Origin of the sequence: Azospirillum sp. TSH58 (genome assembly GCF_003119115.1) — a bacterium.
Lineage (GTDB): Bacteria > Pseudomonadota > Alphaproteobacteria > Azospirillales > Azospirillaceae > Azospirillum.
This window is the reverse complement of sequence record NZ_CP022367.1, coordinates 451055-473666: the sequence shown is the minus strand read 5'-3', so window position 1 is coordinate 473666 and position 22612 is coordinate 451055. Positions and strand designations below refer to the sequence as shown.

Genomic DNA, 22612 nt, shown 5'->3' with positions numbered 1-22612 from the left:
CCGTTCAGGCCTTCTCCACGGTCCGCCCCTCCTGGGTGAACAGGTAGGGGACGAAGCTGCGATGGTGCTCGTCCACCGACAGCTGGCTGCCGATGGGCGGGAAGGCGCGCTGCTGGCAGTCGGTGCGCTCGCAGATGCGGCAGTTCACGCCGATCGGCACGGCGGCGGCCTCGTTGGAGGTGTCGATGCCGGCGGCGTAGACGATCTCGTTGGCGTGGGTCGCCTCGCAGCCCAGGCCCACGGCGAACTGGCGCGACGGCTTCAGATAGGCGCCGCCCCGTTTGGTCACCGTGCGGGCGATGCCGATGTAGGTGGTGCGGTCGGGCATGGTGGCGAACTGCACCAGGATCTTGCCGGGCTGGGCGAAGGCCTCGTGCACGTTCCACAGCGGGCAGGCGCCGCCGAAACGCGCGAAGTGGAAGCGCGTCGCCGAATGGCGCTTGGTGATGTTGCCGGCCATGTCCACCCGCACGAAGTAGAAGGGCAGGCCCCGCGCGCCCGGCCTTTGCAGGGTGGACAGCCGGTGGCAGACCTGCTCGAAGCTGGCGCCGAAGCGGCTCTGCAACTGCTCGACGTCGTGGCGCAGCGCGCGGGCCTGGGCGGCGAAGGCGCGGTAGGGCAGGACCAGCGCCCCCGCGAAGTAGTTGGCGAGCCCGACCCGGCAGATCGACCGCGCGTCCTCGCTGGAGAACTTCGCCTGGGCGACCCGTTCCTCGATCACGTCGCCGAAGCCGAGCAGGGCGATCTGGTGCGCCATGTGGAAGGCGCGGCTGGGGCCGTTCAGCAGGGCGGACAGGCGCAGCGTGCCGGTGCTGCCGTCGTAACTGCGCATGGCCGTCTCGCCATCGTCGGCGACGATCTTCACCCGCACGTCGTGCCGCCGCTTCAGATAGGCGGCCAGCTCGTTCAGCAGGGCGCCGGAGTGGATCTTCTCGGTGTCCCACAGCGTCTCCGCCGCCTCGTCCAGCGGGCCGATGTAGTTGTTGCAGTAGTGGAAATAGTCGCGGACCTCCTCGTAGGGGAACTGGGGTCCGGCGAAGGCGTCGCTCGGCTCCTGGTTGGACAGGCTGTCGGCCAGCGACTGCACCCGCTCGTGGAGCTTCTGGTAGGCCTGATGCAGGCTCAGCACGCGGCGGGCCAGCTCCGGGCTGGAGCCGACGGCGCTGCGCAGCTCGGCGTTGGTCAGGGGCGCCCCGGCGAACAGCGGGTCGGCCAGAGCCTCGCGCAGGTCGGCGACCAGACGGCTGTCCTCGTCCTCCACGAAATTGGACAGGTCGACCTCGAACACGGCGGAGATCTTCAGCAGCACCGGCAGGGTCAGCGGGCGCTGGTTGTTCTCGATCTGGTTCAGGTAGCTCGGCGACAGGTCCAGCGTCTTGGCCAGCGCCGCCTGGGTCAGCCCGCGCTGTTCGCGCAGGCGGCGGAGCTTGTAGCCGAGGAAGAGCTTCTGCATGGACCCGCCTATCACCCGAAGATTATATCGAAGTGCATATTCGCAATCTTGGCAAACCGTGCGCTGCGTTTGCAAAGATGTTCGCAACTTCGCACATTTTTCCCGCCCGGCCAATTGCCCTGTTGCAAATCTTGTGAATAATCCAGGCGTTCCGGTGAGGGGACCGCTGCCACAAGGTTCGCAAGGTCCTCCGCCGCTCGCCAAAGTGGGAAACGCCTGATGCAAGAAATTCTGGCCAAGTTGGACGCCATGCGCTCCGGTGCGCGGCTGGGCGGCGGTGAAAAGCGCATCGCCTCGCAGCACGCCAAGGGCAAGCTGACCGCGCGGGAGCGCATCGAACTCTTCCTCGACGAAGGCTCGTTCGAGGAGTTCGACATGTTCGTGCAGCACCGCTGCAACGACTTCGGCATGGAAGGCCAGAAGGTTCCCGGCGACGGCGTGGTCACCGGTCACGGCACGGTGAACGGGCGTCTCGTCTTCGTCTTCAGCCAGGACTTCACCGTCTTCGGCGGCTCGCTGTCGGAAGCCCACGCCGAGAAGATCTGCAAGATCATGGATCAGGCGATGAAGGTCGGCGCGCCGGTCATCGGCCTGAACGACAGCGGCGGCGCCCGTATCCAGGAGGGCGTGGCCTCGCTCGGCGGCTACGCCGAGGTGTTCCAGCGCAACGTCAACGCCTCGGGCGTCATCCCGCAGATCTCCCTGATCATGGGGCCGTGCGCCGGCGGTGCGGTGTATTCGCCGGCCATGACCGACTTCATCTTCATGGTGAAGGACAGCTCCTACATGTTCGTGACCGGCCCGGACGTGGTCAAGACGGTCACGCACGAGGTGGTGACGGCGGAGGAGCTGGGCGGGGCGATCACCCATTCCAGCAAGTCCGGCGTCGCCGACATGGCCTTCGAGAACGACGTGGAGGCGCTGCTCCAGCTCCGCCGCTTCATCGACTTCCTGCCGGCCTCCAACCGCGAGCGGGCGCCGGAGCGGCCGACCGCCGACCCGATCGACCGCGACGACCTGTCGCTCGACACGCTGGTCCCGGAGAACCCGAACAAGCCCTACGACATGAAGGAGCTGATCCTCAAGACGGTCGACGAGGGCGACTTCTTCGAGCTTCAGCCGGACTATGCCAAGAACATCATCATCGGCTTCGGCCGCATGAACGGCAGCACGGTCGGCATCGTCGCCAACCAGCCGATGGTTCTGGCCGGCTGCCTGGACATCGACAGCTCCAAGAAGGCCGCGCGCTTCGTGCGCTTCTGCGACGCCTTCGAGATTCCGATCCTCACCCTGGTCGATGTCCCCGGCTTCATGCCCGGCACCTCGCAGGAGTACGGCGGCATCATCAAGCACGGCGCCAAGCTGCTGTTCGCCTACGCCGAGGCCACCGTGCCGAAGATCACCGTCATCACGCGCAAGGCCTACGGCGGCGCCTATGACGTGATGGCGTCCAAGCATCTGCGCGGCGACATCAACTACGCCTGGCCGTCGGCGGAGATCGCGGTGATGGGGCCGAAGGGTGCCGTGGAGATCATTTTCCGCGGCGACATCGGCGACACCGCCAAGATCGAGGCGCGCACCGAGGAGTACCGGCAGAAGTTCGCCAACCCGTTCGTGGCGGCGTCGCGCGGCTACATCGACGACGTCATCATGCCGCACGGCACCCGCCGGCGCGTCATCAAGGCGCTGTCCATGCTGAAGAACAAGCAGCTCCAGAACCCCTGGCGCAAGCACGACAACATCCCGCTCTGAAGGCGCGCCGCCCCATGACGACCCTGTTCTCCAAGATCCTGATCGCGAACCGCGGCGAGATCGCCTGCCGCGTCATCCGCACGGCGCGCCGCCTGGGCATCAAGACGGTCGCCGTCTATTCGGACGCCGACAGGAACGCCCTGCACGTCGAGATGGCCGACGAGGCCGTCCATATCGGCGCCGCTCCCTCGGCGCAGAGCTACCTGCTGATCGACCGCATCGTCGATGCCTGCAAGAAGACCGGCGCCCAGGCCGTGCATCCCGGCTACGGCTTCCTGTCGGAGAAGCGCGAGTTCCAGGAGGCGCTGGCCGCCGCCGGGGTCGCCTTCATCGGCCCGGACGCCCACGCCATCCAGGCGATGGGCGACAAGATCGAGTCCAAGAAGTTGGCCAAGGCCGCGGGCGTCAGCACCGTGCCCGGCTATCTGGGCGTCATCGCCGACGACAGCGAGGCGGTGACCATCGCCCGCGACATCGGCTATCCGGTGATGATCAAGGCCTCGGCCGGCGGTGGCGGCAAGGGCATGCGCGTGGCCTGGAACGACGAGGAGGCCCGCGAAGGCTTCCGCTCCGCCCAGAACGAGGCGCGCTCCTCCTTCGCCGACGACCGCGTCTTCGTCGAGAAGTACATCCAGCAACCGCGCCACATCGAGATCCAGGTGCTGGCGGACGGGCAGGGCACGGCCCTCTATCTGGGCGAGCGCGAATGCTCGATCCAGCGCCGCCACCAGAAGGTCATCGAGGAGGCCCCGTCGCCCTTCCTCGACGCCGCGACCCGCAAGGCGATGGGCGAGCAGGCCGTGGCGCTGGCCCGCGCCGTGGACTACAAGTCCGCCGGCACGGTCGAGTTCATCGTCGATGCCGAGCGCAACTTCTACTTCCTGGAGATGAACACCCGCCTCCAGGTGGAGCATCCGGTCACCGAGCTGGTCACCGGCCTCGACCTCGTCGAGCTGATGATCCGCGTCGCGGCGGGCGAGAAGCTCACTCTGAAGCAGGAGGACATCCACCTGCACGGCTGGGCCATCGAATCCCGCGTCTATGCCGAGGACCCCTTCCGCAACTTCCTGCCCTCCACCGGCCGGCTGACCCATTACCGTCCGCCGTCGGAGGACCCGCACGTCCGCGTGGACACCGGCGTCTACGAGGGCGGCGAGATCTCCATGTACTACGACCCCATGATCGCCAAGCTGTGCAGCTGGGGGTCGACGCGCGACGCCGCCATCGCCCGCATGCGCGAGGCGCTGGACCAGTATTACATCCGCGGCGTCAGCCACAACATCCCGTTCCTCGCCTCTCTGATGGCCAACCAGCGCTTCGTCGAAGGCCGGCTGACCACCAACTTCATCGCCGAGGAATACCCGAACGGCTTCCACGCCTCCGACCTGCCGCCGGACGATCCGGCGATCCTGATCGCCGTGGCGGCGGTGATCCACCGCTGCCTGAACGACCGCGACATCCGGATCACCGGCAAGATGCCGGGCAACAAGGTCCGGGTGCGCGACGACTGGGTCGTCGTGATGGACGGCACGCAGCACCCGGTCCACGTCCACCCGGTGGAGGGCAGCCCGCAGCGCATCGGCTACACCGTCGATTTCGAGGGCAAGCACCATGTGGTGTGGAGCGACTGGAACCTGGGTGAGCCGCTGTTCCGCGGCACGGTGAACGGCGCGCATGTCTGCGTCCAGGTGGACCGCGTCGGCGTCGGCTACCGCCTGTTCCACTCCGGCAGCCAGGCGCTGGTCAAGGTGCTGACCCCGAACGCCGCGCGGCTCGACGCGCTGATGCCGGTGAAGGCGCCGCCGGACATGTCGAAGTTCCTGCTGTCGCCGATGCCCGGCCTGCTCGTCTCGGTCGCGGTGACCGAGGGGCAGGAGGTCAAGGCCGGCGAGGTGCTGGCCGTGGTCGAGGCGATGAAGATGGAAAACATCCTGCGCGCGGCGCAGGATGGCACGGTGTCCAAGGTGCACGCGACGCCCGGCTCCAGCCTGGCGGTCGATCAGAAGATCCTGGAGTTCGCGTGAGCCAAGCGGGCTCCGACATATAGGGAAAGGTAAGGACGATGGCTTTCGCAAACACGCTTTCGCAGCGTGCCGCTTCGCTTCTCGAGACGGTCGCCCCGCGGGGCGGCCTGCTCACCGCCGCCACCGCGGCGGTTCTGGGCAGCCTGCTGCTGGCCGCCTCGGCCAAGGTGCAGGTGCCCTTCTGGCCGGTTCCGATGACGATGCAGAGCATGGTCGTCATCCTGCTCGGCATGGCCTACGGCAGCCGCCTCGCCACGGCGACGGTCCTGCTGTACCTGCTGGAAGGCCTCGCCGGTCTGCCGGTCTTCGCCGGTCCGGGCGCCGGCCCGGCCTACATGGCCGGCCCGACCGCCGGTTACCTGCTGGGCTTCGTCCTGGCCGCCGGCGTCACCGGCTGGCTGGCCGAGCGCGGCTGGGACCGCAGCCCGGTCAAGGCCGTCGCCGCCCTGGCGATCGGTCACGCCCTGCTGTTCGTTCCGGGCGTGGCCTGGATGGCCGTCCTGTTCGGCGGCGAGAAGGCCGTCGCGCTGGGCCTGACGCCGTTCCTGGCCGCCACGGTCCTGAAGACCGCGCTGGGTGCCGCGATCATGCAGGCCGCCTGGAAGGTCGTCGCCCGCCGGTCGCAGGGCTGAGAGTAAGGGGGGCGCGCTTGCCCCCACCCTAACTCTCCCCCGCCCGGCGGGGGAGGGGATTGGTCTCCCTCCCCTGCGAAAGCGGGGGAGGGCCGGGGTGGGGGCAAGCGCCCCACCCATTGATTGATCGTTGCAAATCATTCGAACCAAGAAGCCGTGTCGAGGAGACGTCCCATGAGCGAATTCCCGAAGAAGACCCAGGCCGACTGGCAGACCCTGGCCACCAAGGACCTGGGCGCCAACGGGACGCTCGACGATCTGGTCTGGAAGACTCCGGAAGGGTTGGACGTCAAGGCCCTCTACACCGCCGACGATCTGGAAGGGCTGGAACTGGACAGCCTGCCCGGCTTCCCGCCCTTCACCCGCGGCCCGCGCGCCACGATGTACGCGGTGAAGCCCTGGACCATCCGCCAGTACGCCGGCTTCTCGACCGCCGAGGACTCCAACGCCTTCTACAAGGCGAACCTGAAGGCCGGGCAGATGGGCCTGTCGGTCGCCTTCGACCTCGCCACCCACCGCGGCTATGACAGCGACCATCCGCGCGTCGTCGGCGATGTGGGCAAGGCCGGCGTCGCCATCGACAGCGTCGAGGACATGAAGATCCTCTTCGACGGCATCCCGCTCGACAAGATGTCGGTGTCGATGACCATGAACGGCGCGGTGCTGCCGATCCTCGCCGGCTACATCGTCGCGGCGGAGGAGCAGGGTGTTTCCCAGGACAAGCTGAGCGGGACCATCCAGAACGACATCCTCAAGGAGTTCATGGTCCGCAACACCTACATCTATCCGCCCGAACCCTCGATGCGGATCATCGCGGACATCATCGAGTACACGGCGCTGAACATGCCGAAGTTCAACTCGATCTCGATTTCCGGCTACCACATGCAGGAAGCCGGCGCGACCGCGGTGCAGGAGCTGGCGTTCACCATCGCCGACGGCCTCGAATACGTCCGCGCCGCCATGTCCAAGGGGCTGCCGGTCGACAAGTTCGCGCCGCGCCTGTCCTTCTTCTTCTCCATCGGCATGAACTTCTTCATGGAGATCGCCAAGCTGCGCGCCGCGCGCCTGCTGTGGTCGACCCTGATGAAGCAGAAGTTCGACCCGAAGGACGCCCGCTCGCTGGCCCTGCGCACCCACTGCCAGACCTCCGGCGTCAGCCTGACCGAGCAGGACCCCTACAACAACGTCATCCGCACCACCATCGAGGCGATGGCCGCGGTGCTGGGCGGCACCCAGTCGCTGCACACCAACGCCTTCGACGAGGCGCTCGGCCTGCCGACCAAATTCTCCGCCCGCATCGCCCGCAACACCCAGCTCATCATCGCCGAGGAGTCGGGCGTCACCAACGTGGTCGATCCGCTGGGCGGCTCCTACTACATCGAAAATCTGACCCACAGCCTCGCCAACGCCGCGCTCGACCTCATCAACAAGGTCGAGGATCTGGGCGGCATGACCAAGGCGGTGGACAGCGGCATGCCCAAGCTGCTGATCGAGGAGGCCGCCGCCCGCCGGCAGGCCCGCGTCGACCGCGGCGAGGAGGTGATCGTCGGCGTCAACAAGTACCGTCCGGAGAACCCCGAGATGGTGGACGTGCTGGACATCGACAACACGGCGGTGCGCGAGTCCCAGATCGCCCGTCTCAATCAGGTCCGCGCCAGCCGCGACGACGCGAAGTGCCGCGCCGCCCTGGACGCGCTGACCAAGGCCGCCACGGAGAAGTCCGGCAACCTGCTGGCCCTGGCGGTGGAGGCCACCCGCGCCCGCGCCACGGTCGGCGAAATCTCCGACGCTCTGGAGAAGGCCTTCACCCGCCATGTGGCGGTCATCCGCTCCGTCTCCGGCGTTTACGGCGCCGCCTATGAGGGCGACGAGGGCTTCAAGAAGATCCAGGAGGAGGTGTCCGCCTTCGCCGCCGAGGAGGGCCGCCGCCCGCGCATCCTCGTCGTCAAGATGGGCCAGGACGGCCACGACCGCGGCGCCAAGGTGATCGCCACCAGCTTCGCCGACATCGGCTTCGACGTGGACATCGGGCCGCTGTTCCAGACCCCGGAGGAGGCCGCCCGTCAGGCGGTGGAGAACGACGTGCACGTCATCGGCGTGTCGTCCCAGGCCGCCGGCCACAAGACGCTGGTCCCGCAGCTGGTCGAGGAACTGCGCCGCCAGGGCGCCGGCGACATCCTGGTCGTCTGCGGCGGCGTGATCCCGCCCCAGGACTACGACTACCTCTACAAGGCGGGGGCCGCCGCCATCTACGGCCCCGGCACCAACATCCCGAAGGCCGCCTCCGACATCCTGGCCATCCTGCGCAAGCAGAAGGCCGCGGCGTAACTCCGCCAGCACTTTTCCCTCCCCCGCCCGGCGGGGGAGGGTTTAGGGTGGGGGTTCCGTCCAGAACGCCCCCCATCTCCCTTGCCCATCACCGCCGAAACCGACCTCTACGCCCCCGTCAAAGCTTTCCTCGAAGCCCAGGGCTACGAGGTGAAGGCCGAAATCCACGGCTGCGACCTCGTCGCGGTGCGTGGGGCCGAGCCGCCGCTGATCGTCGAGCTGAAGAAGCGCTTCACCCTGGACCTGCTGCTCCAGGGTGTGGACCGGCTCGCCCTCACCGACACCGTCTATCTCGCCGTGCCGCAGCCGGGGCGCAAGGCCAGCGGCCCGTCGCCCCACGACAGCGGGGTGCGCAAGCTGTGCCGGCGGCTGGGCGTCGGCTTGCTGATCGTCGACACCGGCCGGGCGGCGGGGCATGAGGTGGAGGTTCTGCTCGACCCCGTTCCCTACAGCCCGCGCAAGGACAGGGTGCGCACCGCCCGCCTGCTGGGGGAGCACGCGCGGCGCCGCGGCGATCCCAACCGCGGCGGCTCCACCCGCGTGCCCATCGTCACCGCCTACCGCCAGGACGCGCTGCGCTGCGCCCGGCTGCTGGCCGCCGGACCGCTGTCCCTGAAGGCGCTGCGCGCCGCCGGGGCGCCGAAGGACGCCGCGGCCATCCTCCAGCGCAACGTCTACGGCTGGTTCGAGCGCATCGCCAAGGGCACCTACGGGCTGAGCGAGGCCGGCGTGCAGGGGGTGGAGACCTTCGCCCACGCGCTGGCCGCGGAATGACGGCTCGTCACTCCACGAAATCCTCGCGGCTGAGGCCGTAGCGCTTCAGCTTGTCGTAGAAGGTCTTGCGGGGGATGTTCAACGCCTCGATGGCCGCCTTCACGCTGCCTTTGCAGCGGGCCAGCTCGCTTTCGATCAGGCTCTTCTCGAACAGGTCCACCTGCTCCGCCAGCGACAGGCCGCTGCGTCCCGCCGCCATCGCCGGAGCGGTGCCGCCCACCGCCGACAGCGTGTCGTCCAGCCCCAGCACGAAGCGGTCGGCGGCGTTGCGCAGCTCGCGGACGTTGCCGGGCCAGTCGTGGGCCACCAGCCGCTGCACCTGCGCCGGGCTGGGCGCGCGGGGCTCGCGGTTGTAGCGGGCGGCGGCCTGCACGACGAAATGCTGGAACAGCAGGGGGATGTCGTCGCGGCGGTCGCGCAGCGGCGGGATGGTCACCACGACGACGTTGAGCCGGTAATAGAGATCCTCGCGGAACTTGCCCTCGCTGGCGGCCTTGCGCAGGTCCACCTTGGTCGCGGCGACGACGCGCAGGTCCACGGGGATCAGCTCGTTCGAGCCCAGCGGCTCCACCACCCGCTCCTGGATGACGCGCAGCAGCTTGACCTGGAGCGAGAGCGGCATGCTCTCGATCTCGTCGAGGAAGAGGGTGCCGCCGCTGGCGTGCTCGATGCGTCCGACGCGGCGCTTGCCGGCCCCGGTGAAGGCCCCGGCCTCGTGCCCGAACAGCTCGCTCTCGAAGATCGCCTCGGGCATGGCGCCGCAGTTCAGGGCGACGAACGGGTGCTTGCGCCGGCCGCTGCCAGCGTGGAGCGCGCGGGCGACCATCTCCTTGCCGGTGCCGGTCTCGCCCAGCACCAGAACGTCGGCGTCGGTGTCGGCCACCGCGGCGATGGCGGTGCGCAGCCGCTCGATCCCCGGCGTCCGCCCGACGATGGGCGAGGCCTCCCCGGCGGGCAGCCCGGCCAGCCGGTCGCGCAGGCGCCGGTTCTCCAGCACCAGCCGGCGCTTCTCCACCGCGCGCCGCGTCACCTCGACCAGCCGGTCGGAGGGGAAGGGCTTTTCCAGGAAATCGTAGGCGCCGCGCCGCATCGCCTCCACCGCCATCGGCACGTCGCCGTGGCCGGTGATCAGGATGACCGGAAGTTCGGGGTCGAGCGCCAGGGCGCGCTCCATCAGCTCCAGCCCGTCGATCTGCGGCATGCGCACGTCGGTGACCAGGGCGCCCGGCCAGTCGCGGCCGAGATGGCGCAGCGCGCGCTCCGCCCCGTCGCAGGCGGTGACGTCGAAGCCCGCCAGCTCCAGCGCCTGCTGCCCGGCGAGGCGGACGGACCGCTCGTCGTCCACGAAGAGGACGGGGCCGCCCGGGGCGATGCTGCCGGTCGTCATGTCTGGATATCCCTGCGCTTGAGGCGGATGGTGAAGAGGGCGCCGCCCTCCGGGTGGTTGGCGGCGGTCAGGCTGCCGCCGAAATCCTCGACGATGCCGTGGCTGATCGACAGGCCGAGCCCGAGCCCGTCGCCCGCCTCCTTGGTCGTGAAGAAGGGCACGAAGATGCGCGGCAGGTCGGCCTCGGCGATGCCGGGGCCGCTGTCGCGGACGGTCAGCACCGCCTCCTCCCCCTCCTCGGCCAGGGCGATCCGGACATGGCGGCGGGGCGAGGCGCGCATGGCGTCGGCGGCGTTGCCGATCAGGTTGACCAGCACCTGCTGCAACCGCACGTCCTCGCCGGTGACCAGCAGAGGGCCGGGCGGCAGGTCGGTGTCCACCGTCACGGAATCGCGGCGCAGCCGGGCCTCCAGCAGGGCCAGCGCCTGCCCGACGGCGGCGGCGGCGGACACCGCGCCCAGCGTGCCCGAGGCGCGCCGGGCGAAGCCCTTCAGGCTGCGGGTGATGGCGGCCATGCGGTCGGTCAGGTCGGCGATCTCCGCCAGATTGTCGCGCACCGCGTCCGGCCGTCCGCGCTCCAGCAGCACCACCGCGTTGTCGGCGAAGCTGCGGATGGCGGCGAGCGGCTGGTTGATCTCGTGCGCCATGGCCGCCGACATCTGGCCGAGCGCCGCCAGCTTGGCCGCCTGGGTCAGCTCGTTCTCGGTGGCGCGCAGCTCCGCCGTGGCGGCGGCGACGCGGCGCTCCAGCTCGGCCCGCGCCTCCTCCTGCAGAGCCAGCCGCTCCACGAGGTTCAGGCGGCGCTGGGCCAGCGCGTGGCCGGTCAGGGCGGCAAGGGCCACCACCGCGGCGGCGAGCAGCCCGGCCTGCTGGGCGCGGGTGGCGACCGGGGCGAGGCTGGTCAGGGCGTGGATGGTCCAGTCGCCGCCGGGCACCGCGGCGGATTGCAGGAGGTAGCGCCGCTCACCGTTCCCTTCCCGCAGGGTGATGCGGTCGGACGCCCCGCCGAAGGCCCAGGGCAGGGTGGGGATCTCCTCGGTCGGGGGGGCCGCCGCCGCGGGCAGCGTGACCGGCAGGCGGCGGGGCAGGGCGTTGTAGCGCCAGCCCTCCACGTTGGTGATGAAGACGATGCCGTCGCGGTCGGAAACCAGAACCTTCTCCTGGCCGTGCGACCAGGCCCGCTCCAGCTCCTGGAAGCCGACCTTCAGGACCACGACGCCGGCCGGCCGGCCGTCTGTGCGGTTTTCCGCCACCACCCGCTGGGCGGTGTAGTAGCCGGGGACGAGCGAGGTGGTGCCGAGCGCGAAATGATGCCCTTCCCCCTGCTCCATGGCCGACTGGAAATAGGGGCGGTAGCTGAAATTCTGCCCGACGAAGCTGGGCGAGGCGTTCCAGTTGCTGGCCGCGACGGTGGTTCCCGCCGCGTTCATCACATAGAGGGCAGACGCCTTCAGAGTCGCGGCGATGGCCTCCAGCTTGCGGTTCAGACGGTCCACCCGCTCCGGGCTGGGGTCGCGCAGCAGGTCGGCGACCTCGCGGTCGCGGGCGAGCACCATCGGCACGGCGGCGTGCCGCTCCAACTCCGTCCGCAGGTTGGATTCATACAGGGACAGCTGCGCCGATCCCTGCTCGCGCAGGGATTCCCCGGCGTTGTCGGCCGCCAGACCCGCCGCCACCGCCGCGGCCAGCGGCATGCCGACCACCAGGACGGCCAGCATCACCCGCCGCGGACGGGCGAACAGGACGGGCAGCCGCCGGGCGACCCAGTCGCGGCTTTGCGAAAATGTCCAGCGGGTGGGGGCGATCCTAACCAACGGTCCTCAATTCATGCTGCGCCGCAACAAGAGATCGCGCGGAGGGGGCGATGTGCGGATTTTCGCACATGGATTCCGCCCCTGTCGTGCGGATTCTGACCCACGCGTTCCGTCAGAGCGCTGCGATTCCTCACTTTTGTTTTTGGCACGCCGCTTGCTTTGAGGAGGCCATGACGGGCCGGCCGCCGACCGCGAGACAAGAGCGGCAGCCCTTTTCAGGAACGCCACGAGGAGACGATCATGCACGCCCAAGGGCAGCCCCAGAAAAAGCCATTCTACACGAACCTGACCGTCCAGGTTCTGACCGCGATCACCATCGGCATTCTGCTCGGCCATTTCTATCCGGCTCTTGCGGTGCAGATGAAGCCCCTGGGCGACGTCTTCATCAAGATGATCAAGATGGTCATCGGCCCGATCGTCTTCCTGACCGTGGTCACCGGCATCTCCTCGATCGGCGACATGAAGAAGGTCGGCAAGGTCGGCGGCAAGGCGATCCTGTATTTCGAGATCGTCACCACCTTCGCCCTGGGTCTCGGCCTGCTGGTCGTCAATCTGGTGAAGCCGGGCGCGGGGATGAACATCCAGGCCGGCTCGCTGAAGGCCGACGCCGTCGCCAAGTACGCGACCGAGGCGCAGAACCACACCACCATCGACTTCCTGGTCAACATCGTCCCGGACAACGTGCTTGGCGCCTTCGTCAAGGGCGACATGCTGCAGATCCTGTTCTTCGCGGTGATCTTCGGCGTCGCGCTGTCCGCCATGGGCCAGAAGGGCAAGGTGGTCGAGGACATGTTCGAGAAGGTGTCGCACGCCCTGTTCGGCGTGATCGGCATCCTGATGCGCGTCGCCCCGCTGGGTGCCTTCGGCGCGATGTCCTTCACCATCGGCAAGTACGGCGTGTCGTCGCTGACCTCGCTCGGCCAGCTCATGGCGGCGGTCTACATCACGATGGCGCTGTTCGTCTTCGTCGTGCTGGGCAGCATCGCCCGCCTGTACAACTTCAGCCTCCTGACCTTCCTGCGCTACATCAAGGACGAACTGCTGATCGTGCTCGGCACCTCCTCGTCGGAGTCCGTGCTGCCGCGCATGATGGAGAAGATGCAGAAGTTCGGCTGCTCCAAGCACGTCGTCGGCCTCGTCATCCCCACCGGCTACTCGTTCAACCTGGACGGCACCTCGATCTACCTGTCGATGGCCGCGATCTTCATCGCCCAGGCCTTCAACATCGACCTGACGATCTGGCAGCAGCTCACCATCCTCGGCCTGCTGATGCTCACCTCCAAGGGTGCTGCGGCGGTCACCGGCGGCGGCTTCGTGACGCTGGCGGCCACCCTGTCGGCCACCGGCCACCTGCCGATCGAAGGTCTGGCGCTGCTGCTGGGTGTGGACCGCTTCATGTCGGAAGCCCGCGCCATTACCAACCTGATCGGCAACGGCGTCGCCACCATCGTGGTTGCCAAGATGGAAGGCGAGTTCGACGAGAGCAAGGCGGTCGCCGAATACCAGGAGCACTTCAAGGAGCCGGCCCTGGCCCGCATCTGACGCGGGTCCAGCCTCCCGTTCCAGGGGGTGAAAAGGAGGGGGCGGTCCGCCGCGGGCTGCCCCTTTCCCATTCCGGTGCCCGGGCAATTCGGGTATAAGCCGGAGGGGAAACAGTTCGTCGTTCGGCAAATTAACTGAAATCAAGTTAAAAGGGGAGAGGACGTATGTCCGGCGACTTCGACGCGATGGCGCTTGAGTACCACCGGAATCCGAAGCCCGGTAAGTTGGCGATCGTCGCCACCAAGCCCATGGCGAACCAGCGCGACCTCGCGCTGGCCTACTCGCCGGGCGTGGCCGCGGCGTCCAGCGCCATCGCCGCCGACCCGGCCCAGGCCGCGGAGCTGACGGCCCGCGCCAACCTCGTGGCGGTCATCACCAACGGCACGGCGGTGCTGGGGCTGGGCGACATCGGTCCGATGGCCGCCAAGCCGGTCATGGAGGGCAAGGCCGTCCTCTTCAAGAAGTTCGCCGGCATCGACTGCTTCGACCTGGAGCTGAACGAGAAGGACGTCGACGGTCTGGTCGACACCATCGTCCGCCTGGAGCCGACCTTCGGCGCCATCAACCTTGAGGACATCGCCGCCCCCGCCTGCTTCGAGGTCGAGCGCCGCTGCCGTGAGCGGATGAAGATCCCGGTCTTCCACGACGACCAGCACGGCACCGCCATCGTGGTGGGCGCGGCCGTCCTGAACGGGCTGAAGCTGGTCGGCAAGGACATCTCCACCGTCAAGGTCGTCTCCACCGGCGGCGGGGCCGCGGGCATCGCCTGCCTGGACCTGATGCTCAGCCTGGGCGTGAAGCGCGAGAACGTCTGGCTGGTCGACCGCATCGGCGTGGTCCACAAGGGCCGCAACGAGGAGATGAACCCCTACAAGGACGCCTACGCGCAGGAGACGGACGCCCGCGTGCTGAACGACGTCATCGACGGGGCGGACATCTTCCTCGGCCTGTCCGGCGCCAAGGTGCTGAAGCCGGAGATGCTGGTCCGCATGGCCGACAAGCCGCTGGTGCTGGCGCTGGCCAACCCGGAGCCGGAGATCATGCCGGACCTCGCCCGGCAGGCCCGCCCCGACGCCATCATCGCCACCGGCCGCTCGGACTTCCCGAACCAGGTCAACAACGTCCTCTGCTTCCCCTTCATCTTCCGCGGCGCGCTGGACGTCGGTGCCACGACGGTGAACGAGGAGATGAAGATCGCCGCCACCCACGCCATGGCCAGCCTCGCCCAGGCCGAGCCGTCGGACGTGGTGGCCGCCGCCTATGTCGGCGAGAACCTGCGCTTCGGTCCGGACTACATCCTGCCCAAGCCCTTCGACCCGCGTCTGGTGATCGAGGTGTCCTCGGCGGTCGCCAAGGCCGCCATGGAGTCGGGCGTGGCGACGCGGCCGATCGCCGATTTCCGCGCCTACCGCGACAGCCTCGGCCAGTATGTCTTCCGCTCCGGCCTCGTCATGAAGCCGGTCATCACCAAGGCGAAGGCGGCGCCCAAGCGCATCGTCTACGCCGAAGGCGAGGAGCCGCGCGTCCTGCGCTGCGCCCAGGTGGTGGTGGACGACGGCATCGCCCATCCGGTCCTGCTCGGCCGCGCCGACGTGATCGAGCGGACGATCACCGACATGGGCCTGCGCATCCGCATCGGCAAGGATGTGGAGGTGATCGAGGCCGCCCGTGACCTGCGCTGCCACAACTACGCCGAGGTCTACCGTCAGCTGATGGGCCGCCGCGGCGTGTCGCCGGCCAACGCGCTGAACGTCGTGCGCACCCAGCCGAGCGTCTTCGGCGCGCTGATGGTCCGCCGGGGCGAGGCCGACGGCATGGTCTGCGGCACCTCGGGCCGCTACGGCGACCACTTCAACCACGTCATGGACGTGATCGGCCTGCGCAAGGGCGTGAAGGTGGCCGGCGCGATGAACGGGCTGATCTCGCAGAAGGGCACGCACTTCATCTGCGACACCTACGTCAACCCCGACCCGACCGCCGAGCAGGTGGCCGAGATCGCCCGGCTGGCGGCGGAGGAGGTGAAGCGCTTCGGCATCGAGCCGAAGGTGGCGCTGCTCTCCCACTCCAACTTCGGCAGTGCGGACACCCCGTCGGCCCGCAAGATGCGGCTGGCCTACCAGCTCATCGCCGAGGAGAATCCCGACCTGGAGGTGGACGGTGAGATGCACGCCGACGCCGCCCTGTCGGAGGTTCTGCGCAAGGGCGTGCTGCCCGACAGCCGCCTGAAGGGCGAGGCGAACCTGCTGGTCATGCCGACCCTGGACGCCGCCAACATCGCCTTCAACATGCTGAAGATCATGGCCGACGCGCAGAATGTCGGGCCGATGCTGCTGGGCGCCGCGCGCCCCGTGCACATCGTCACCCCGTCGGTGACCACGCGCGGTCTGGTCAACATGACGGCGGTGGCGGTGGTCGACGCCCAGCTCGCCGCCCCGGTCAACGCCGCCCCGCGTCCCCCGGCGCTGCAGGACGGCGAGGACTGAGCAACCGCAACCGCGGGGCCGGACGGTGCTTGCGCCGCTCCGGTCCCGCGGGCCACTCTGCCGGGATGAGTCCCGACGACGTTTTCCGCGATGACCTGACCACCCTGGTGGCGCTGGCCGCCCGCCGCCACGCCGAAGGGCGGCTGGCCGAAGCGGTGACCGCTTACACCGACGCCCTGCGGCTGGACCGCCGCAACCCGGCGCTGCTCTGCGGCTTCGGGCTGGTGCTGCGCGATCTCGGGCAGGTGGAGGGGGCGGCCCAATGCTTCGAGGCGGCCTTCGCCCTTGATCCCGACTGCGTGGACGCGGCCGACAGCCTGGGCTCGCTCCGCGCCGGGCAGGGCCGTTTCGCGGAAGCCGAAGCCTGCCACCGCGCCGCCCTGGTCCGCAGCGCCAACCGGGCGACCTTTTGGAACAATCTGGCCAACGCGCTGAGCCGGCAAGGCCGCGCGGCGGCGGCCCTGGCGGCGTGGCAACGCGCCGTCCTGCTCGACCCGGCCTTGCCGGAGGGGCTGTCCAACCTCGGCGGCGGGCTGCGCGACGCGGAGCGGCTGGACGAGGCCGAGCGGGCGCACCGCCGCGCCCTGCGGCTGATGCCGGACGAACCGCAGGCCAACAACAATTTCGGCCACGCGCTGCAAGGCCGGCTCCGCCACGCCGAGGCGGCCCGCTGGTTCCGCCGCGCCCTGGCGCTCGATCCTTCCTATGCGGCGGCGCTGTGCAATCTCGGTCTGGCGGTGCAGCGTCTGGGCGACGGGGTGCTGGCGGAGCGTCTGTACGGGCGGGCGTTGCGCGTGGCGCCCGACCTGCCGCTGGCCCATTTCAACCGCGGTCTGCTGCGGCTGGAGCGCGGCGAACTGGCGGAGGGCTGGGCCGGCTATGGCTGGCGCTTCGCGTCCGGTCAGGCGGGCGGGGCGCGTCAGCCGCGGCTGCCCGCGTGGCGCGGCGAGGATCTGGCGGGCAAGCGCCTGCTGATCTGGGGGGAGCAGGGGGTGGGCGACACCATCCTGTTCTCCTCCCTCTGCGCGGAGGCCATCGCCCGCGCCCGCTCCGTGGTGATCGAAACCGACCGGCGGCTGGTGCCCCTGTTCGCCCGCTCCTTCCCCGCCGCGCTGGTGCGCGCCCAGCGGAGCGACGCGGGCGCCGTGCCCGATTGCGATCTGCACACGCCCATCGGTTCCCTGGCACGGGTCCTTCGCCGCGAACTGTCCGCGTTCAGCGGTGCCGCCGACGGCTGGCTGGTGCCCGACCCGGTTCGTGTGGCGCTCTGGCGGGAGCGTGTGGCGGCGCTCGGCCCCGGCCTTCGCGTGGGGATCGGCTGGCGCAGCGCGCTGATGACCGAATCGCGCCGTGCCGCCTACAGCCGGCTCGACCAGTGGGAGGCGCTGTTCGCCGTGCCGGGCGTGGTCTTCGTCACGCTCCAGTACGGCGCGTGCGAGGCCGAGCGGGTCGCGGCGGAGGAACGGTTCGGGATCGCCATCCACCGCTGGGACGATCTCGACCTGACCGACGATTTCGACGGGACGGCGGCGTTGATGACGAACCTGGATCTGGTGATTTCGCCCGCCACGGCGGTGGGAGAGCTGGCGGCGGCGCTCGGCGTGCCGGTCTGGCGCTTCGGCGGGCGCGACTGGACCCAGCTCGGCAGCGCGGTGCGCCCCTGGTTTCCGGCGCAGCGCCTGTTCCAGCCACGGGGCGGGGAGGACCTCCATGGCGTGCTGAACCGGATGGCCGCACAACTCGCCCGGCGCCCTATCTGAAATTTCGGCGAAAAACAATTCGCAACTTTACATTCTTTGCGGTAAAGTGAGGGTCGAGCGATCCATTCGCGCTTCCCCATTCGGGGGCGCGCCTGATGGGAGGGGGTGTCATGTCAGACGCAATGGCCGGCGTTGGTCAGATGGTCGCGGACCTCAACAAGTCCGTGTCCGCCGCCGTCGAACGCCTGAACGCCCAGCGCGAGGCCGAGGCCGCCGCCAGCGCGAACGTGCAGGAATTCCGCAAGGACGTCCGCAAATCCTCCGTCAACACCCCCGGTTTCGCCACGGACATGGGCGTTCTCGCCAAGAACGTGACCCGCCTGAACGTGGTCGGTGCGCTGGGCGCCGACGACCCCGTCGATTTCTACAAGTTCCGCGTGACCACCAAGGGCGAGGTGACGCTGGGGCAGGTCGGCGACGAGGGGCTGCGCGTCCAGGTGATGTCCAAGTTCGGCACGGTCGTGGCCGACAGCGACAAGAGCTCCGGAAAGAATTACGACGCCTTCAAGGGCATGATGCAGGGCGAGTATGAGCTTGACCGCGGCGACTACACCCTGCGCCTGACGCGCGAGAAGGGGCAGTCGGCCAAGGATCCCAAGAACTACGCGATCCAGCTCAGCATGGGCAAATACACCCAGGATTACGACACGGTCGTCAAGGCGCCGAAGAAGGGCGAAAGCCCGTTCAACCTCTCCACCGGCCAGCAGGCCATGCTGGACGGGCTGAGCCAGGCGGCGGCGAGCCTGAATTCGATCCCGACCGGCCAGACCGGCACGCAAAAGCTGCTGGGCAGCTTCAATATGTTCGTCTGATCGAACCCTGTCCTTCACCGACGGCCGAAGCCCTTTCCCCACCCATGGGGGAAGGGCTTTTTCCATCTGGGCTTTGCGATCCACCCCGGTCGGTGCTCCTCCGCCGGCGCACCGCGCAATCGGCGGACCTTTCGCCCGTGGAAAATGTTAAGCCAACGCTATGATCGCACCGGACCACCCGATCCTGCTCTGCCACGACTGCGACGCGCCGCACGCCCTGCCGCCGGCCTTGCCCGGCCATCGCGCGGAATGCCACCGCTGCGGGGCGGTGCTGCGCCATTTCCGGACCGGCGGGCTGGGGCACGCGGTGGCCCTCGCCATCGCCTCGGCGATCCTGTTCGTCACCGCCAACCTGTTCCCGATCCTGACCTTCGAGCTGGAGGGGCGGGCGCAGACGGCGACCCTGCTCAGCGGTTCGGTGGCGCTGTGGGACGGCGGGTACGAGGTGCTGGGCGTCCTGGTCTTCTTCGTGCTGTTCCTGGCGCCGCTGGCCCAGGTGCTCGGCACGCTCTATGTGGTGATGCCGCTCGCCGCCGGGCGGACGCCGGCGCCGGGCGCGGCCTGGACCTTCCGGACGGTGGCGCGGCTGCGCCGCTGGGCGATGGCGGAGGTCTTCCTGCTCGGCCTGATCGTCGCCTACGTGAAGCTGTCCGATCTGGCGGAGCTGGAGCCGGGCGCGTCGCTGGCCGCCTTGGTCGCCTTCATCCTGGTGCAGGTCTGGGGGGAGGCGTCGCTCAGCCCCTTCGATGTGTGGGAGCGGATCGCGCCGCAGACCCGCGTCGCCCAGGCCGCCAACGCCGACCCGGAACGGCTGACCGCCTGCCACGATTGCCGTCAGGTGGTGGCCGGATCGGAGGGCGCGTGCCCGCGCTGCGGCGCCCGGCTGCACCGCCGCAAGCCGAACAGCCTGCCGCGCGGCTGGGCGCTGATCTCCGCGGCGACGATCCTCTACATTCCGGCGAACCTGCTGCCGATCATGACGGTGGTCTATTTCGGCGCCGGCCAGCCCGACACCATCCTGTCCGGTGTCGAGGCACTGATCGCGGCGGAGATGTGGCCGGTGGCCCTGCTGGTCTTCTTCGCCAGCATCACCGTGCCGGTGCTGAAGCTGATCGGGCTGGCCTATCTGCTGTGGACGGTGCAGCGGGGGTCGCCGAAGCGGCAACGCGACCGCACGCGGCTCTACCGGCTGATCGAAGGGGTTGGGCGCTGGTCCATGGTGGACATCTTCATGATCTCGCTTCTGGCGGCCCTGGTCCAGCTGGGCGCCATCGCCACCATCCACGCGGAGCTGGGCGCCGTCGCCTTCGCCGCGGTCGTCATCATCACCATGCTGGCGTCGGAGTCCTTCGACCCGCGGCTGATCTGGGATGCGCCGCCCCGGCGGGCGCATCGGCAGGATTCCTCCAATGACTGATCCGAATTCCACGGCGGAGCCGGCCAGCCCGGTGATCCGCCGCCGCCGCGGTCTGCCGCTGATCTGGCTGGTGCCGCTGGTCGCCGCGCTGATCGGGGGCTGGCTGGCCTGGAGGACGCTGAACGAGCGCGGCCCGACCATCACCATCACCTTCGACACGGCGGAGGGGCTGGAGCCCGGCAAGACCCGCGTGCGCTACCGCGACGTGGATGTCGGGACGGTGCAGGGGGTGGCGGTTTCGCCCGACCTGTCGAACGTCATCGTCACCGTGCGCATGGTGAAGGGGGCCGCCTCCTACCTCAACGACCGGACGAGCTTCTGGGTGGTCAAGCCGCGGCTGGGCTTCGGCGGCGTGTCGGGCCTCGGCACGCTGGTCTCGGGCGCCTACATCGGCATGGACCCGGGAACCGGCAACGGCGAGGCGCTGACCGCCTTCCGCGGGCTGGAGGAGCCGCCGCTGATCCGGTCCAGCTCGCCCGGCCGGCGCTTCGCGCTGCGCGCCGACCGGCTGGGCGGGCTGGGGCCGGGGGCGCCGATCTACTACCGCGGCATCCAGGTCGGCGAGGTGGTCGGCTACGAGTTCTCGCAGGACTGGCAGTCGCTGACCATCCCGGTCTTCATCCACGCCCCTTACGACCGGATCGTCCGGCCCAACACCCGCTTCTGGAACGCCAGCGGCCTGTCGGTGTCCATCGGGCCGGAGGGGCCGACGGTGGCGCTGGAATCGCTCCAGTCGCTGGCGACGGGCGGAGTGTCCTTCGAGACTCCCGGCCTCGGCGGCCCCGGTGACGGCGGCGAGATCGCGGCCGAGGGAACGGCCTTCCCCCTCTACGAGAGCCGCAACGCCGCCAGCGACGCGCGCTTCACCCGGCGGGTGCCCTTCCTGGTGCATTTCGACGGGTCGGTGCGTGGCCTGCATCCGGGGTCCGCGGTGGAGTTCCGCGGCATCCGGGTGGGCGAGGTGACCGACATCCGCCTGGACGTGGACCCGGTGACCGGCGAGGCCCGCATCCCGGTGACCCTGAACATCGAGCCGGAGCGGCTGGGGAGCGACCTGCCGGCGGCGCATGACACCGAGACCGCCTATGCCCGCATGAGGGTGCTGGTGGAGCAAGGGTTGCGGGCGCAGCTGCGCACCGGCAACCTGCTGACCGGCGAGCTGATCGTGACGCTCGACCTGTTCTCCGACGCGCCGAAGGAAACGTTGATCAGCGGCGGCCCCTATCCGGAACTGCCGTCCCAGCCGAATGTGCTCGACACGGCGACCAAGACCGCCACCGACCTGATGAACGAGCTGGCCCGCGCTCCCATCGCCGAAACGGTGGTGGAACTGCGCTCGACCATCCAGAAGGCCGGCGCCCTGATCGGCTCGCCGGAGATCGCCCAGGCCATCGGCTCGCTCAGCCGGTCGCTGGCGGAGCTGGAAAAGACGACGCAGGCGCTGGGCAGCGAGGGCGAGCCGACCATCCGCGCCCTGCGCGACGTGGCGGAGAACACCTCCAAGCTGGTCCGGCAGGCCGAGAAGACGCTCAGCAGCACCGATGGGCTGGTCAACTCGTCCCGCCCCGCCGTCAGCGACCTGCAGGGGCTGGTCCGCGAACTGACCGCGGCGGCCCGCTCCATCCGTGGTCTGACCGACTATCTCGAACGCCATCCCGAAGCCCTGATCCGGGGCAAACGCGGTTGAGGACTCCCATGGCTCTGATTGCTCTCGCCCGTCGCCTTCTGCTGTGCGCTTCCGCCGTGGCTGTGCTGGCCGCCTGCAGCACGCCGCCCAGCCGCTTCTACCATCTGGACGCCGCGCCGGACGCCACGCCCCAGGACGCTGCAAGGCCGGGCAACGCTCCGTTGCGGACCGGCGAGGCGCAGCGGCGGGTGATCGGGCTGGAGGGCGTGAAGGTCCCCGGCTATCTCGACCGGTCCGAGCTGGTGATGCGGGCGCCGGGCAACCGGCTGGTCGTCAAGGAGTTCGACCGCTGGGGCGGTCCCCTCGACGAGATGGTGACCCGCAAGCTGCTGCGGAACCTGGAGACGGACCTGCCGGGGGCGGAGGTGGTCGGCCTGCCGCTCCAGCGCGATTTTCCGCTGTCCCAGGTGGTGGAGGTGACGCTGGACCGCTTCGACGCGGCGGAGGACGGGCCGGCGGTCCTTGAGGCGCGCTGGCGGGTCTTCGACCAGGGCGGCGATCGGCTGCGCCGGCTCGGCCACACCGCGGTGCAGGAACCGGTCGCCGCGGTCGGCGACCCCGGTGCCGTCGCCGATGCGCTCGGTCGTACCCTGGACCGCTTGGCGCAAGATATTGCAAGCGCGCTGCGCTGATCCTGGTCGTCTGTTTTAAATTCGGCGAGCCAAGTGAAAATATTCGATTTTCGGTGGATTGTCTCAAATGCTGCGCTGCAAAAGCGCGACGTTTTTTCAACTTTCGTGACAGGAC

Annotated in this window: 15 protein-coding genes; 12 read left to right on the top strand and 3 right to left on the bottom strand. The window is 69.2% G+C overall.

Going from position 1 to position 22612, the window contains the following annotated elements; all coding sequences use genetic code 11:
* Positions 1 to 4: 4 nt before the first annotated feature.
* Entirely contained in the window at positions 5 to 1453 is a 1449-nt protein-coding gene (locus TSH58p_RS23720) for a short-chain fatty acyl-CoA regulator family protein (RefSeq protein WP_040134811.1), read from the bottom strand.
* A 219-nt stretch (positions 1454 to 1672) separates the two neighbouring features.
* On the opposite strand from TSH58p_RS23720, the gene TSH58p_RS23715 reads away from it, so the two are divergent.
* From TSH58p_RS23715 to TSH58p_RS23695, 5 genes are all read left to right on the top strand, one after another.
* On the top strand, positions 1673 to 3205 hold the full coding sequence (locus TSH58p_RS23715) for an acyl-CoA carboxylase subunit beta (protein ID WP_109072580.1): 1533 nt from the start codon (positions 1673 to 1675) through the stop codon (positions 3203 to 3205).
* A gap of 23 nt (positions 3206 to 3228) precedes the next feature.
* Positions 3229 to 5229, top strand: coding sequence for an acetyl-CoA carboxylase biotin carboxylase subunit (accC, locus tag TSH58p_RS23710; protein ID WP_109072591.1), 2001 nt, complete (start codon positions 3229 to 3231; stop codon positions 5227 to 5229).
* 38 nt (positions 5230 to 5267) lie between these two features.
* Positions 5268 to 5861 (top strand): biotin transporter BioY, encoded by a 594-nt coding sequence (locus TSH58p_RS23705; protein ID WP_109072579.1) that lies wholly within the window; start codon positions 5268 to 5270, stop codon positions 5859 to 5861.
* Between the two features lie 174 nt (positions 5862 to 6035).
* Entirely contained in the window at positions 6036 to 8189 is a 2154-nt protein-coding gene (scpA, locus tag TSH58p_RS23700; protein ID WP_109072578.1) for a methylmalonyl-CoA mutase, read from the top strand.
* Positions 8190 to 8270: 81 nt separating this feature from the next.
* Positions 8271 to 8963, top strand: coding sequence for a DUF2161 domain-containing phosphodiesterase (locus tag TSH58p_RS23695; RefSeq protein ID WP_109072577.1), 693 nt, complete (start codon positions 8271 to 8273; stop codon positions 8961 to 8963).
* 7 nt (positions 8964 to 8970) lie between these two features.
* On the opposite strand, the gene TSH58p_RS23690 is transcribed toward TSH58p_RS23695, so the two are convergent.
* Together TSH58p_RS23690 and TSH58p_RS23685 are read right to left on the bottom strand one after the other, a co-directional pair.
* Positions 8971 to 10350, bottom strand: a complete 1380-nt coding sequence (locus tag TSH58p_RS23690; RefSeq protein WP_109072576.1) for a sigma-54 dependent transcriptional regulator — start codon at positions 10348 to 10350, stop codon at positions 8971 to 8973.
* The gene (locus tag TSH58p_RS23685) at positions 10347 to 12164 is read right to left on the bottom strand and encodes an ATP-binding protein (RefSeq protein ID WP_247874292.1); all 1818 of its coding nucleotides are present in this window, start codon (positions 12162 to 12164) and stop codon (positions 10347 to 10349) included. Before TSH58p_RS23685 ends, TSH58p_RS23690 begins: the two co-directional genes overlap by 4 nt.
* Before the next feature lie 240 nt (positions 12165 to 12404).
* Between TSH58p_RS23685 and TSH58p_RS23680 the strand changes: the two genes are divergently transcribed.
* The 7 genes from TSH58p_RS23680 to TSH58p_RS23650 all read left to right on the top strand — a co-directional run bounded on the left by TSH58p_RS23680 (position 12405) and on the right by TSH58p_RS23650 (position 22497).
* A complete protein-coding gene (locus TSH58p_RS23680) occupies positions 12405 to 13706 on the top strand; it encodes a dicarboxylate/amino acid:cation symporter (RefSeq protein ID WP_109072575.1) in 1302 nt (433 codons plus the stop codon).
* A 164-nt stretch (positions 13707 to 13870) separates the two neighbouring features.
* Positions 13871 to 16189, top strand: a complete 2319-nt coding sequence (locus TSH58p_RS23675; protein ID WP_109072574.1) for an NADP-dependent malic enzyme — start codon at positions 13871 to 13873, stop codon at positions 16187 to 16189.
* 65 nt (positions 16190 to 16254) lie between these two features.
* On the top strand, positions 16255 to 17949 hold the full coding sequence (locus TSH58p_RS23670; protein ID WP_109072573.1) for a tetratricopeptide repeat protein: 1695 nt from the start codon (positions 16255 to 16257) through the stop codon (positions 17947 to 17949).
* A 110-nt stretch (positions 17950 to 18059) separates the two neighbouring features.
* A complete protein-coding gene (locus tag TSH58p_RS23665; RefSeq protein ID WP_109072572.1) occupies positions 18060 to 18761 on the top strand; it encodes a hypothetical protein in 702 nt (233 codons plus the stop codon).
* 160 nt (positions 18762 to 18921) lie between these two features.
* Positions 18922 to 20178 (top strand): paraquat-inducible protein A, encoded by a 1257-nt coding sequence (locus tag TSH58p_RS23660; protein WP_109072571.1) that lies wholly within the window; start codon positions 18922 to 18924, stop codon positions 20176 to 20178.
* Positions 20171 to 21865: an intermembrane transport protein PqiB gene (locus TSH58p_RS23655; RefSeq protein WP_247874291.1), complete on the top strand. Its 1695-nt coding sequence runs from the start codon at positions 20171 to 20173 to the stop codon at positions 21863 to 21865. Before TSH58p_RS23660 ends, TSH58p_RS23655 begins: the two co-directional genes overlap by 8 nt.
* An 8-nt stretch (positions 21866 to 21873) precedes the next feature.
* Positions 21874 to 22497 carry a membrane integrity-associated transporter subunit PqiC gene (locus TSH58p_RS23650; RefSeq protein WP_247874290.1) on the top strand — a complete coding sequence of 208 codons (624 nt, stop codon included), beginning with the start codon at positions 21874 to 21876 and terminating at the stop codon, positions 22495 to 22497.
* Positions 22498 to 22612 lie beyond the last annotated feature (115 nt).